Raw genomic sequence first — 13,450 nt, forward strand, 5'->3', positions numbered from 1 at the left:
GGGCGGCTGCCCGGCGCCGCGGGGCGCGGGGGCGGGCGGTCTATGGCAAATGGCGGAATCTTAATGCATAATACGGAACGGCAAGTCCTCTGTCTTATATAAGACATAAGTGGGGTCTTGATACGCAGCGCCGCGGTTCACGCCGAAGTGCCCGATTGGGGCGCTAGAATAGCGGCTCGCTGTTGCCGTCACGGGGTGGCCATGCCGCGCCCCCGCCGCGCGCGCAGTTTCGACCAGCATCACCTGCTCAGCCACGTCACTGGAGTCGATCATGCCGTATCAGCACATCAAGGTTCCGGAGGGCGGTGACAAGATCACCGTCAACAAGGATTTCTCGCTCAACGTTTCCGATCAGCCGATCATTCCCTATATCGAAGGCGACGGTACGGGCTTCGATATCACGCCGGTCATGATCAAGGTCGTCGATGCGGCGGTCGAGCATGCCTACAAGGGCAAGCGCAAGATCCACTGGATGGAGATCTTCGCGGGCGAGAAGGCGACGAAGGTGTACGGTCCGGACGTGTGGCTCCCGGACGAAACGCTGCAGGTGCTCAAGGAATACGTGGTGTCGATCAAGGGGCCGCTCACGACCCCGGTCGGCGGCGGCATCCGTTCGCTGAACGTCGCGCTGCGCCAGGAACTCGACCTGTACGTGTGCCTGCGCCCGGTCCAGTACTTCAAGGGCGTGCCGTCGCCGGTGCGCGAGCCGCAAAAGATCGACATGGTGATCTTCCGCGAGAACTCGGAAGACATCTACGCGGGCATCGAATGGGCCGCGGGTTCCGAGCAGGCGAAGAAGGTCATCAAGTTCCTGCAGGACGAGATGGGCGTGAAGAAGATCCGCTTCCCGGAAACCTCGGGTATCGGCGTCAAGCCCGTGTCGACCGAAGGCACCGAGCGTCTCGTGCGCAAGGCGATCCAGTACGCGATCGACAACGATCGCAAGTCGGTCACGCTGGTGCACAAGGGCAACATCATGAAGTTCACGGAAGGCCTGTTCCGTGACGCCGGCTACGCGCTCGCGCAGAAGGAATTCGGCGGCGAGCTGATCGACGGCGGCCCGTGGATGCGCGTCAAGAACCCGAAGACGGGCAACGAGATCGTGATCAAGGATTCGATCGCCGACGCGTTCCTGCAGCAGATCCTGCTGCGCCCGGCCGAATACGACGTGATCGCCACGCTGAACCTGAACGGCGACTACATCTCCGACGCGCTGGCCGCGCAGGTCGGCGGCATCGGGATCGCGCCGGGCGCGAACCTGTCGGATTCGGTCGCGATGTTCGAGGCGACCCACGGCACGGCGCCGAAGTACGCGGGCAAGGATTACGTGAACCCCGGTTCCGAGATCCTGTCGGCTGAAATGATGCTGCGCCACCTCGGCTGGACGGAAGCGGCCGACACGATCATCGCCGCGATGGAGAAGTCGATCCTGCAGAAGCGCGTCACGTACGACTTCGCGCGCCTGATGGAAGGGGCGACGCAGGTGTCGTGCTCCGGCTTCGGCGAAGTGCTGATCGAGAACATGTAAGTCCCCTTCCGGGGTGGGCCGGCGCAGTTCCGGCCGCCCCGGCGCCTACTGCCGGCGCCGGGGCGTTTCGTGGATGGCAGGTTTGTTGGCAGGGCGGTCCGGCATGCGGGCCGCGGCGCCGCACGGCGGCCGGGAGCCCCTGCAAGGTAGAACATGACGGCCCTCGCAACACCATCGCCCGGTTAAGCCGGCGCCCCTTTCGCGACCGACCCGGTCGCTCCCCGCCGGTTATCCGCCGGCGCTCCTCAGTCCCATTTTCACGTAGCAACGCATCGACCATGTCCACTTCGCCCAAGATCATCTACACCCTCACCGACGAAGCGCCGGCGCTCGCGACCTATTCGCTGCTGCCGATCGTCAAGGCCTTCACGCGCTCGTCCGGCGTCGCCGTCGAAACGCGCGACATCTCGCTCGCCGGCCGCATCGTCGCGGCATTCGCGGACGTTCTGCCGCCCGAACAGAAGGGTTCCGACGATCTGGCCGAGCTGGGACAGCTCACGCTGAAGCCGGAAGCGAACATCATCAAGCTGCCGAACATCAGCGCGTCGGTGCCGCAGCTCAAGGCCGCGATCGCCGAACTCCAGGCGCAGGGCTACAAGCTGCCGGCCTATCCGGAAGATCCGGCGACGGACGAAGAGAAGGCCGTCAAGGCGCGCTACGACAAGATCAAGGGCAGCGCGGTGAACCCGGTGCTGCGCGAAGGCAACTCCGACCGCCGCGCGCCGCTGTCGGTCAAGAACTACGCACGCAAGCATCCGCACAAGATGGGTGCCTGGAAGGCCACGTCGAAGGCGCACGTCGCGCACATGAGCGAAGGCGATTTCTACGGCAGCGAGAAGTCGGCGCTGATCGCCGATGCCGGCAGCGTGAAGATCGAACTCACGACGGCCGACGGCGCGAAGAAGGTGCTGAAGGAAAAGACGGCCGTCAAGGCCGGTGAAGTGATCGACGCATCGGTGATGAGCCGCAACGCGCTGCGCAGTTTCATCGAAGCGCAGATCGCCGACGCGAAGGCGCAGGACGTGCTGTTCTCGGTGCACCTGAAGGCGACCATGATGAAGGTCTCCGATCCGATCCTGTTCGGCCATTTCGTATCGGTGTTCTACCGCGACGCGCTCGCGAAGCACGCGGACGTGCTGGCGCAGGCCGGTTTCAACCCGAACAACGGCATCGGCGACCTGTACGCGCGCCTGAAGGACCTGCCGGCCGACACGCGCGACGCGATCGAAGCCGACATCAAGGCCGAATACGCGGCGCGCCCGCGCCTCGCGATGGTCAACTCGGACAAGGGCATCACGAACCTGCACGTGCCGAGCGACGTGATCGTCGACGCTTCGATGCCGGCGATGATCCGCGAATCGGGCGGCATGTGGGGCCCGGACGGCGAACTGTACGACGCGAAGGCCGTGATTCCGGATCGCTGCTACGCAGGCGTCTACCAGGCCGTGATCGAGGACTGCAAGCAGCACGGCGCATTCGATCCGGTCACGATGGGCAGCGTGCCGAACGTCGGCCTGATGGCGCAGGCGGCCGAAGAATACGGCTCGCACGACAAGACCTTCCAGATCCCGGCGGACGGCGTCGTGCGCGTCACCGACGAAGCCGGCAACGTGCTGCTCGAGCACGCGGTCGAAGCGGGCGACATCTGGCGCATGTGCCAGACCAAGGACGCGCCGGTGCAGGACTGGGTCAAGCTCGCGGTGAACCGCGCACGCGCGACCGGCGCACCGGCCGTGTTCTGGCTCGATCCGGCGCGTGCGCACGACGCGCAGATCATCGCGAAGGTCGAACGCTACCTGAAGGATCACGACACCAACGGTCTCGACATCCGCGTGATGACGCCGGTCGAAGCGACGCGCTTCTCGCTCGAGCGCATCCGTGCGGGCAAGGACACGATCTCGGTCACCGGCAACGTGCTGCGCGACTACCTGACCGACCTGTTCCCGATCATGGAACTCGGCACCAGCGCGAAGATGCTGTCGATCGTGCCGCTGATGGCCGGCGGCGGGATGTTCGAAACGGGTGCGGGCGGTTCCGCGCCGAAGCACGTGCAGCAGTTCGTCGAGGAAGGCTTCCTGCGCTGGGATTCGCTCGGCGAATTCCTCGCGCTGGCTGCGTCGCTCGAACACCTCGGCCACGCGTACCAGAACCCGAAGGCGGTCGTGCTCGCGAAGACGCTCGACCAGGCAACCGGCAAGTTCCTGGACGAGAACAAGTCGCCGGCGCGCAAGGTCGGCGGCCTCGACAACCGCGGCAGCCACTTCTACCTGTGCCTGTACTGGGCGCAGGCGCTGGCCGAGCAGACCGAGGACGCCGCACTGAAGGAGCAGTTCGAAGGCGTCGCGAAGGCGCTGTCCGACAGCGAAGCGCGTATTCTGGAAGAACTGGCGGCGGCGCAGGGCAAGCCGCAGGCGATCGGCGGCTACTACCGTCCGAACGTCGACCTGACGAGCCAGGCGATGCGCCCGAGCGCGACGCTGAACGGCATCGTCGACGCGGTCGCCTGACGCAGGCCGCGCGCGCGAGCGCGCCACCGCGGCGGGCGTGACGGCCCGTCGCCCGTGACAAAAGAAAACGCCCCGGCTGCCCCGGGGCGTTTTGCGTTGCAGGCTTGCCATTCAGACGTGAACGATTTCCCAGTCGGCGATTTCGTGCGGCACTTCGAGCGTCGCCGTGTCCAGTTCGGACAGTTGCTCGCAGTCGCCGCGGGAGATGTGGTCGGCCGCCACTTCGGGGCACGAGAACGCGCCGAGCAGGGCGTTGCCGAACGTCGCTTCCCAGCCGCCGTTACCCGGCAGGATGTAGAACGACCCGAGCGCTGAACCAAAGCGAAATCCCTTCATTTCCGTTCTCCCTTTCTGATCACAAGCGATTCTGTTGTGCCGTCGTGGCCCGACTGGCTGCTTGCGCCGGGTTCCGTATCGAACGTCGTGGCGAAGCGTCAGTGCATGGGACAAAGTCTACGTCCGGGCCCCGGTCGGATGGTGCGCGTAGAGTGCCTTCTCGAAAGAAAAATTTGTGTTTAAAAACAATGCATTATGTTGTGCGTTTTGTATTGCGGAACGATTTTTGGCATCGCGAAACAGGAATTTTGTGCCCTGCACCACGAATTTTTACAACGCAGAGACTTGTTCCGCATCGTGAAATATTGGCCGATTTGACGACGGGTGACGCGATCTGTGCCTGCGCGGGGCCGCACGGCAGGGGGCCGGCAATCGAAGGGAGGCTGCCAAGGACGTGCGCGTCACGGCGGCGTTGGCGGGCGCAGGGCGGGGCGCCCTGCGTGTCGAAGCCGGCTGAATCCGGCGGGTGCCGCTGCCCTGCGACGTATCGCCGCCCTCCGGGTGGCGGCGTATCGGGACAAGGGGCTGCAGTTATGATGACGCGGGCATCGGGTTTCGCGTCGCGCACCGGCATGCCAGCCGGCCGGCGCGGGCGTCGCGGCAGCCGCGCGACGCCGCATGGATAACGAGGATCGATTGATGATACGGAGAACCTTCCTGTCGTACGCCGTCGGCGTCGCAGCTGCATCGCTGTGGGCGCGCAGCGCGTGGGCGCAGCATGCCGGTCATGCGGGCATGGCCGGTATGGATTCGATGGACGACATGGCAGGCATGCCGAGGATGTCAGGGATGTCGGGTCACGCGCAGCATGGCAAGCCGGCACCGGCCGCGCTCGCGGCCGCCGATGCGTTGCCGGCCGGCGCGCCGCTTGCGGGGTTGCGCACGCTCGCGAACGAAAGCAGCGAGCCCGGTACGTTCCGGGCGACGCTGGTGGCGCAGCCCGTGGCGCGCCCGATGCTGCGCGGCGCACGGCCGACCACGTTCTGGCAGTTCGGCGAGGGTGCGCAAGGCCCCGTGGTCGGTCCGCTGATCGACGTGCGCGAGGGCGACACAGTCGAGATCAGGTTCGTGAACATGCTGCCGCAGCCGTCGACGATTCACTGGCACGGGCTGCCCGTGCCGCCCGATCAGGACGGCAATCCGTCCGATCCCGTCGCGTCCGGGGCGTCGCGCGTGTACCGCTTCACGCTGCCGAAGGGGAGCGCCGGCACCTACTGGTACCACCCGCATCCGCACATGATGACGGCCGAACAGGTGTTCCGCGGGCTGGCCGGCCCGTTCGTCGTGCGTGCCGCGGACGATCCGCTCGACGGCTGGCCCGAGCGCCATCTGTTCGTGTCGGACCTGAAGCTTGCGCGTAACGGCACGATTGCGCCGAACGACACGATGGACTGGATGAACGGCCGCGAGGGCCAGTTCGTGCTGGTCAACGGCGCGCGCCGGCCCCGGATCGATGTCGCCGGCGACGAGCGCTGGCGCCTGTGGAACGCGTGCAGCGCGCGCTACCTGCGGGTCGCGTTCGACGACGGCCGCCCGTTCGAGCACGCGGGCACCGACGGCGGGCTGTTCGACGCGCCGCGGCGCGTCACGTCGCTGCTGATTGCGCCGGGCGAGCGGGCGGAACTGCTGGTGCGCGCCGGCGATCGCGCGTCGCGCGCGGTGCTGCAGGCGGCCGAATACGACCGCGGCAAGATGGCGATGTCGCACGACGATGGCCACGGCAGCCTGCCGCCCGACCCGGCGCTGGCGCTGGCCGACGTCGCGTTCGCGCCCGCCGCCGCGCGTGCGCTGCCCGCCACGCTGCGCACGGTGCCGCCGCTCGGCGAGCCGGTTGCGCGCAAGACGGTCGCGTTCGGCGAGGAAATGGACATGGCCGCGATGATGAAGGGCGCGCCGCACGGCCGGCCGGCCGGCATGCGTTTCACGATCAACGGCGCGACCTACTCACCGCACCGCGCGACGCTGACGAGCCGCCGCGGCGACGTCGAGCGCTGGGAGATCCGCAATGCCACCGACATGGATCACCCGTTCCATCTGCACGGTACGCAGTTCCAGGTGATCGAGCGCGCGTCGGACGGCGCGAGTACGGCCGAGCCGTTCCGCGCATGGCGGGATACCGTGAACGTGCGCAGCGGCGAAACCGTGTCGATTCTCGTCACGCAAGACATGCCCGGCGAACGCATGTTTCATTGCCACATTCTCGAACACGAGGATCTCGGCATGATGGGCACGCTGAAGGTCGTGTAACGACGTGACGATTTTGTTTCACATGCCGGATGAGTATCCGATCTGCGCGCATGACAACACAATACGTGTTCAATTATCGGGATTGAACGAAAAGGCTGGCCAATCGATAATCGATTGGCCAGCCCGAAAAAAAAGAAACCCGGCGCAATGCGCCGGGTTTCTTCGTCCGATATCCGATGCCTTTATGCGGCCTGGATGTTCGACGCTTGCTTGCCCTTCGGTCCTTGAACGACGTCAAAGCTCACCTTCTGGCCTTCCTTCAGCGTCTTGAAGCCATTCATGGTGATAGCCGAGAAGTGCGCAAACAGATCCTCACCGCCCTCGTCGGGAGTGATGAAACCGAAGCCCTTCGCGTCGTTGAACCACTTAACGATACCAGTTGCCATTTCCTACTTCCCCTGTCACACAGTCGCTGCTACTTACCACGAGCACGCTCGAAAAGCTAAACGACCGGAAAATGCAGCCGTTCCCCCCTCACAAGCTCACCTCGGCCTCTTTCATTTTGCCGACTGGCAAATTGAAAAAAGTGCCAGCTTGATTGTTGGCGCTCTTTATTGGAGTGTCAAGAGGAATTTTTAGACGTTTAGAGGGACGTTGTAAAGAACCCATTTTCAGGGTTTTTCCGGCTTTGCTTTGCAGCACGTGGCCAAGCGCGAGGACTTGAAAAGCCGCATAATCGGCTCATATACCAGGCTCGGGTGACGCGCGTTCGAGTCGTCCCGGCTTGTGGGATACTGGATGCGGATACGACGTTCCGGTGCGGTTCCACCAGACGGTTCGTGTTCCGCGCCACGCGTGAAAGCCGGCACCGCAGCCGGCTTTCGCATGGCGCGAAGGCGGTCGCGTGTTCCGGGATTCCGGGGAGGGCGCCGGCCGGTCGGTCGGGTTATGGCAGGATTGCGGGCCTGTCCGAGTTGTTTAGAATGGGTGTATGGCGATTATCCCGGACAAGCAGGACAGTACCGTCCTGGAACGCAAGCAGCAGAAGCTCAAGCCGCCTTCGATGTACAAGGTGGTGCTGCTGAACGACGACTTCACGCCGATGGAATTCGTCGTGATGGTGGTCCAGGAGTATTTCAAGAAAGATCGCGAGACGGCCACGCAGATCATGCTGAAGGTCCATCGCGAAGGGCGAGGGGTTTGTGGGGTCTATACGCGGGACATCGCGTCGACCAAGGTTGAGCAAGTCGTTACCCATGCGCGGCAGGCCGGGCATCCGCTGCAGTGCGTGATGGAGGAAGCATGATTGCCCAGGAATTGGAAGTCAGCCTGCACATGGCGTTCATGGAAGCACGCCAGGCGCGCCATGAGTTCATTACGGTCGAGCATTTGCTGCTGGCCCTGCTGGATAATCCGACGGCAGCCGAGGTGTTGCGCGCGTGCGCGGCAAACATCGAGGACTTGCGTCAGAACCTGCGCAATTTCATCCACGACAATACCCCTACCGTCCCGGGTACCGACGACGTCGATACCCAGCCGACGCTCGGGTTCCAGCGCGTGATCCAGCGCGCGATCATGCACGTCCAGTCGACGTCGAACGGCAAGAAGGAAGTGACCGGCGCGAACGTGCTGGTCGCGATCTTCGGCGAGAAGGATTCGCACGCCGTCTACTACCTGCAGCAGCAGGGCGTCACGCGCCTCGACGTCGTGAACTTCATTTCGCACGGCATCGCGAAGACCAACAACGGCGAAGCCGCGAAGTCGACCGACGCAAGCGCGGAAAGTGAAGACGCGAACGCGCAGAAGGAAACGCCGCTCGCGCAATTCACGCAGAACCTGAACCAGATGGCGAAGGACGGCCGCATCGATCCGCTGATCGGGCGCGAGACCGAGGTCGAGCGCGTCGTGCAGGTGCTGTGCCGCCGCCGCAAGAACAATCCGCTGCTCGTCGGCGAGGCCGGCGTCGGCAAGACCGCGATCGCGGAAGGGCTCGCCTACCGCATCACGCGCGGCGAAGTGCCGGACATCCTCGCGAACGCACAGGTCTACTCGCTCGACATGGGCGCGCTGCTCGCGGGCACCAAGTATCGCGGCGATTTCGAGCAGCGTCTGAAGACGGTGCTGAAGGAGCTGAAGGAGCGTCCGCACGCGATCCTGTTCATCGACGAGATCCACACGCTGATCGGTGCGGGTGCGGCGTCGGGCGGTACGCTCGACGCGTCGAACCTGCTCAAGCCGGCGCTGTCGTCGGGCACGCTCAAGTGCATCGGCGCGACCACCTTCACCGAATATCGCGGCATCTTCGAGAAGGATGCGGCGCTGTCGCGGCGCTTCCAGAAGGTCGACGTGACCGAGCCGACCGTCGAGCAGACGGTCGCGATCCTGCGCGGGCTGAAGTCGCGCTTCGAGGAGCACCACGGCGTCAAGTACTCGTCGGGTGCGCTGTCGGCCGCGGCCGAGCTGTCGGCGCGCTTCATCACCGACCGCCACCTGCCGGACAAGGCGATCGACGTGATCGACGAAGCGGGCGCCGCCCAGCGCATCCTGCCGAAGTCGAAGCAGAAGAAGACGATCGGCAAGAGCGAGATCGAGGAAATCATCTCCAAGATCGCGCGCGTCCCGGCGCAAAGCGTGTCGCAGGACGATCGCAGCAAGCTGCAGACGCTCGACCGCGACCTGAAGAGCGTCGTGTTCGGCCAGGATCCGGCGATCGACGCGCTCGCCGCGTCGATCAAGATGGCGCGCGCGGGCCTCGGCAAGATGGACAAGCCGATCGGTGCGTTCCTGTTCTCCGGCCCGACGGGCGTCGGCAAGACCGAAGTGGCGCGCCAGCTCGCGTTCACGCTCGGCATCGAGCTGATCCGCTTCGACATGTCGGAGTACATGGAGCGCCATGCGGTGAGCCGCCTGATCGGCGCGCCGCCGGGCTACGTCGGGTTCGACCAGGGCGGGCTGCTGACCGAAGCCGTCACGAAGAAGCCGCACTGCGTGCTGTTGCTCGACGAAATCGAGAAGGCGCATCCGGACATCTACAACGTGCTGCTGCAGGTGATGGATCACGGCACGCTCACCGACAACAACGGCCGCAAGGCGGATTTCCGCAACGTCATCATCATCATGACGACGAACGCGGGCGCCGAGTCGATGCAGAAGGCGACGATCGGTTTCACGACGCGCCGCGAAACGGGCGACGAGATGACCGACATCAAGCGCCTGTTCACGCCGGAGTTCCGCAACCGCCTGGATTCGATCATCAGCTTCCGCTCGCTCGATGAGGAAATCATCATGCGCGTGGTCGACAAGTTCCTGATCCAGCTCGAGGAACAGCTGCACGAGAAGAAGGTCGACGCGCTGTTCACCGACGCGTTGCGCAAGCATCTCGCCAAGCACGGCTTCGACCCGCTGATGGGCGCGCGGCCGATGCAGCGGCTGATCCAGGACACGATCCGTCGCGCGCTGGCCGACGAGCTGCTGTTCGGCAAGCTCGTCAACGGCGGTCACGTGACGGTCGACGTCGACGAAAACGACAAGGTGCAGTTGTCGTTCGACAAGCTGGCGAACCCGCCGCACAAGCCGAACGAAGAGGCGGTCGAAGTCGAGTAAGCGATAATTCGAGGTTCATGCGAACGGCGCGGGAAGTTCTCCGCGCCGTTTCGTTTTATCTGGCGCCGGCGGCGCCACGGTGGTGCAGGGGAGTGGCAATACAGTGACACAACAACAACGGACGTTCGACGACATCGTCGCGCGCGAACAAGGGCTGCGCCACGCGCTGACGTCGGGGCAGATGGCGATGATCGCGATCGGCGGCGCGATCGGCACGGGGCTGTTCCTCGGCAGCGGGTTCGCGATCGGGCTCGCCGGCCCGAGCGTGCTGGTTTCGTATGCGATTGGCGCGCTGATCGCGTTGTTGCTGATGGGCGCGCTTGCGGAAATGACCGTCGCGCATCCGACGGCCGGCTCGTTCGGCGCGTATGCCGAGCACTACGTCGGCCCGCTCGCGGGCTTCCTGGTGCGCTATGCGTACTGGTTCGCGGTCGTGTTCGCCATCGGCACCGAGATCAGTGCGATCGCCGTGTTCATGAAGTACTGGTTTCCGGCCGTGCCGGGCTGGTACTGGGTGATCGGCTTCTCCGCGCTGCTGATCGCGGTGAACCTCGCGAGCGTCACGCTGTACGGCTCGGTCGAATATGCGTTCTCGCTGCTGAAGATCGCGGCGATCGTCGTATTCATCGTGCTCGGCGCGTATCTCGTGTGGTCCGCGCCGGCCGCGTCGGGCATCGGCTTCGCAAACTACACCGCGCACGGCGGCTTCATGCCGAAGGGGCCGTGGGGCACCTGGGTCGCGGTGATCGTCGCGATCTTCAGCTACATGAGCATCGAGGCCGTCGCGATCGCGGCCGGCGAGGCGCGCGATCCGCAGCACGCGGTCACGCGCGCATTCCGCTCGACCGTGTTCCGGCTCGTGCTGTTCTACCTGCTGACGCTGTCGCTGATGCTCGCGATCGTGCCGTGGACGCAGGCCGGCACCGACGAAAGCCCGTTCGTGAAAGTCATGGCCGCGACCCACGTGCCGTACGCGGCGGGCGTGATCAACTTCGTGCTGCTGATCGCGGCGCTGTCGGCAATGAACAGCCAGCTCTACGTGACGACGCGGATGATGTTCAGCCTGTCGCGCGCGCGGCTTGCCCCCGCGGTGTTCGGCCGGCTCGGCACGAACGGCGTGCCGCGAGCGGCGCTGTGGATCTCGACGAGCGGCGTCGCGGTGGCGGCCGTGCTGGTCGTGCTCGCGCCCGACACGGCGTTCACCGTGATGATGGCGATCGCGATGTTCGGCGCGCTGTTCACGTGGCTGATGATCTTCGTCACGCACCTGCGCTTCCGGGCGCGCTATCGCGGCCCGGCGCTTGCGTTCCGGATGTGGGGGCACCCGTTCGGCAGCCTGCTCGGTGCAGGGCTTGTCGCGTCGATCCTGTTCACCACGGCCTTCACGCGCGAATTCCGGATGACGATGGTGGTCGGCGTTGTATTCGCCGTGCTGCTCACGCTTGCTTACGTGCTGCACTACCGGCACCAACACGCACGCTGACGGCGCAGGCGTGACGCTCGCGCGAATCGCGCCGCCGACCGGAAAAAAAAGGGGCCTCGCGGCCCCTTTTCTTTGGCGATGCGCCGCTCAGTGGCGGCCGGTGCTGCCGAAGCCGCCTTCGCCGCGATCGCTCTCGGCAAACTCGTCGACGAGGTTGAACTGTGCCTGCACGACCGGCACGATCACAAGCTGCGCGAGCCGTTCGAACGGGTTCAGCACGAACTCGGTCTGACCGCGGTTCCAGGTCGAGATCATCAGCTGGCCCTGGTAGTCGGAATCGATCAGGCCGACCAGGTTGCCGAGCACGATGCCGTGCTTGTGGCCGAGGCCCGAGCGCGGCAGGATCAGCGCGGCATAGCCGGGATCGGCGAGGTGGATCGCGAGGCCGGTCGGCACGAGCGTCGTTTCGCCCGGCTGCAACGTGACCGGCGCGTCGAGGCACGCGCGCAGGTCGAGACCCGCGCTGCCGGGGGTGGCGTAGGCGGGCAGGTAGTCGCGCATGCGCGCGTCGAGAATCTTCAGGTCGAGTTTCATGCAGTCGTCGAATCGGTCGGGAAGGGCGCGGCGGCGGCCGCCGCGCGGTTGATCAGATCAGGCGGTTGTCGGGCAGGCGTTTCGCGATCTCCGCGACGAGCGTTTGCGCGAGCGTGTCTTTCGGCGCGCGCGGCAGGCGCGTGAGGCCGGCCGCCTCGAACAGCACGACTTCGTTGTCGTCGCGGCCGAACGTGAGCGGGCCGAGGTTGCCGACGAGCAGCGGCACGTTCTTGCGCTTGCGCTTCGCGTCGCCGTGCACGTCGAGGTCGCCGCTTTCGGCCGCGAACCCCACGCAGAAGGGCGGATCGGGCAGCGCCGCGACCGATGCGAGGATGTCCGGGTTCTCGACGAACGAGAGTGCCGGCATCTTGCGGTCGGCCGTCTTCTTCATCTTGTGCTCGGCCGGCTGGTCGACGCGCCAGTCGGCGACCGCGGCCACCGCGATGAAGATGTCGGCATTGGCGACGGCATGCATGACCGCGTCGTACATCTGCTGCGCGGTCTGCACGTCCTGGCGGTAGACGCCCCACGGCGTGTCGAGCGCTACCGGCCCCGCGACGAGATGCACGTCGGCGCCGGCCTGCTGCGCGGCGCGCGCGAGCGCGAAGCCCATCTTGCCGCTCGAGCGGTTCGTGAGGCCGCGCACCGGGTCGAGCGGCTCGAACGTCGGGCCGGCCGTGATCAGCACGCGCCGATGCGCGAGCACCTTCGGCGCGAAGTGCGCGACGATCGCTTCATAGATCGCCTCGGGCTCGAGCATGCGGCCGTCGCCGACCTCGCCGCATGCCTGTGCGCCCGAATCCGGGCCGAGCACCGACACGCCGTCCGCGCGCAGTTGCGCGGCATTGCGCTGGGTGGCCGGGTTCTGCCACATCTGGCGGTTCATCGCGGGGACGACGAGCAGCGGACAGTCGCGTGCGACGCACAGTGTCGACAGCAGATCGTCCGCGAAGCCGTGCGCGAGCTTCGCGAGGAAATCCGTCGACGCGGGCGCGATCACGATCGCGTCGGCTTCGCGCGACAGGTCGATGTGCGCCATGTTGTTGTCGATGCGCGCGTCCCACTGGCTCGTGTAGACCGGCCGGCCCGACAGCGCCTGCATCGTGACGGGCGTGATGAACTGGGTGGCGGCTTCGGTCATCGCGACCTGCACGGTCGCGCCGGCCTTCGTGAGCAGCCGGGTGAGCTCGGCGATCTTGTAGCAGGCGATGCCGCCCGTCAGGCCGAGAACGAGGTGTTTTCCTGCGAGTTCTGCGTGTGCCAACTCAGGCC

Annotated in this window: 10 protein-coding genes; 6 read left to right on the forward strand and 4 right to left on the reverse strand. The window is 65.6% G+C overall.

Annotation, left to right across the window (positions count from 1 at the left end; all coding sequences use genetic code 11):
• The first annotated feature begins 271 nt into the window (after positions 1-271).
• Together icd and GQ57_RS33170 are read left to right on the forward strand one after the other, a co-directional pair.
• A complete protein-coding gene (gene icd, locus GQ57_RS33165) occupies positions 272-1,528 on the forward strand; it encodes an NADP-dependent isocitrate dehydrogenase (protein ID WP_031398502.1) in 1,257 nt (418 codons plus the stop codon).
• A gap of 278 nt (positions 1,529-1,806) precedes the next feature.
• The gene (locus GQ57_RS33170; RefSeq protein WP_031398501.1) at positions 1,807-4,035 is read left to right on the forward strand and encodes an NADP-dependent isocitrate dehydrogenase; all 2,229 of its coding nucleotides are present in this window, start codon (positions 1,807-1,809) and stop codon (positions 4,033-4,035) included.
• A gap of 111 nt (positions 4,036-4,146) precedes the next feature.
• On the opposite strand, the gene GQ57_RS33175 is transcribed toward GQ57_RS33170, so the two are convergent.
• Positions 4,147-4,371: a hypothetical protein gene (locus GQ57_RS33175; RefSeq protein WP_031398500.1), complete on the reverse strand. Its 225-nt coding sequence runs from the start codon at positions 4,369-4,371 to the stop codon at positions 4,147-4,149.
• 639 nt (positions 4,372-5,010) lie between these two features.
• Between GQ57_RS33175 and GQ57_RS33180 the strand changes: the two genes are divergently transcribed.
• The gene (locus GQ57_RS33180; RefSeq protein ID WP_031398499.1) at positions 5,011-6,618 is read left to right on the forward strand and encodes a multicopper oxidase family protein; all 1,608 of its coding nucleotides are present in this window, start codon (positions 5,011-5,013) and stop codon (positions 6,616-6,618) included.
• Between the two features lie 182 nt (positions 6,619-6,800).
• Here GQ57_RS33180 and GQ57_RS33185 read toward each other — a convergent pair whose 3' ends face one another.
• A complete protein-coding gene (locus GQ57_RS33185; protein ID WP_006478030.1) occupies positions 6,801-7,004 on the reverse strand; it encodes a cold-shock protein in 204 nt (67 codons plus the stop codon).
• 545 nt (positions 7,005-7,549) lie between these two features.
• Between GQ57_RS33185 and clpS the strand changes: the two genes are divergently transcribed.
• From clpS to GQ57_RS33200, 3 genes are all read left to right on the forward strand, one after another.
• Positions 7,550-7,864, forward strand: coding sequence for an ATP-dependent Clp protease adapter ClpS (gene clpS, locus GQ57_RS33190; protein WP_006398529.1), 315 nt, complete (start codon positions 7,550-7,552; stop codon positions 7,862-7,864).
• Positions 7,861-10,161: an ATP-dependent Clp protease ATP-binding subunit ClpA gene (clpA, locus tag GQ57_RS33195; RefSeq protein WP_031398498.1), complete on the forward strand. Its 2,301-nt coding sequence runs from the start codon at positions 7,861-7,863 to the stop codon at positions 10,159-10,161. The genes clpS and clpA overlap by 4 nt, the downstream gene beginning before the upstream one ends.
• Positions 10,162-10,264: 103 nt before the next feature.
• On the forward strand, positions 10,265-11,644 hold the full coding sequence (locus GQ57_RS33200; RefSeq protein WP_031398497.1) for an amino acid permease: 1,380 nt from the start codon (positions 10,265-10,267) through the stop codon (positions 11,642-11,644).
• A gap of 87 nt (positions 11,645-11,731) precedes the next feature.
• On the opposite strand, the gene dut is transcribed toward GQ57_RS33200, so the two are convergent.
• Together dut and coaBC are read right to left on the reverse strand one after the other, a co-directional pair.
• Positions 11,732-12,178: a dUTP diphosphatase gene (dut, locus tag GQ57_RS33205; protein WP_031398496.1), complete on the reverse strand. Its 447-nt coding sequence runs from the start codon at positions 12,176-12,178 to the stop codon at positions 11,732-11,734.
• Between the two features lie 52 nt (positions 12,179-12,230).
• A complete protein-coding gene (gene coaBC / locus GQ57_RS33210) occupies positions 12,231-13,442 on the reverse strand; it encodes a bifunctional phosphopantothenoylcysteine decarboxylase/phosphopantothenate--cysteine ligase CoaBC (protein ID WP_031398495.1) in 1,212 nt (403 codons plus the stop codon).
• Between the last annotated feature and the right edge of the window lie 8 nt (positions 13,443-13,450).

Source organism: Burkholderia sp. MSh2 (genome assembly GCF_000731655.1).
In the GTDB taxonomy this organism is placed as follows: domain Bacteria; phylum Pseudomonadota; class Gammaproteobacteria; order Burkholderiales; family Burkholderiaceae; genus Burkholderia; species Burkholderia paludis.

Excerpts from the sequence above, each read along its gene's own strand:
- clpS (WP_006398529.1), top strand. The coding sequence starts at position 7,550 with ATGGCGATTATCCCGGACAAGCAGGACAGTACCGTCCTGGAACGCAAG.
- clpA (WP_031398498.1), top strand. The coding sequence starts at position 7,861 with ATGATTGCCCAGGAATTGGAAGTCAGCCTGCACATGGCGTTCATGGAA.
- GQ57_RS33185 (WP_006478030.1), bottom strand. The coding sequence starts at position 7,004 with ATGGCAACTGGTATCGTTAAGTGGTTCAACGACGCGAAGGGCTTCGGT.
- GQ57_RS33175 (WP_031398500.1), bottom strand. The coding sequence starts at position 4,371 with ATGAAGGGATTTCGCTTTGGTTCAGCGCTCGGGTCGTTCTACATCCTG.
- dut (WP_031398496.1), bottom strand. The coding sequence starts at position 12,178 with ATGAAACTCGACCTGAAGATTCTCGACGCGCGCATGCGCGACTACCTG.
- GQ57_RS33180 (WP_031398499.1), top strand. The coding sequence starts at position 5,011 with ATGATACGGAGAACCTTCCTGTCGTACGCCGTCGGCGTCGCAGCTGCA.
- GQ57_RS33170 (WP_031398501.1), top strand. The coding sequence starts at position 1,807 with ATGTCCACTTCGCCCAAGATCATCTACACCCTCACCGACGAAGCGCCG.
- icd (WP_031398502.1), top strand. The coding sequence starts at position 272 with ATGCCGTATCAGCACATCAAGGTTCCGGAGGGCGGTGACAAGATCACC.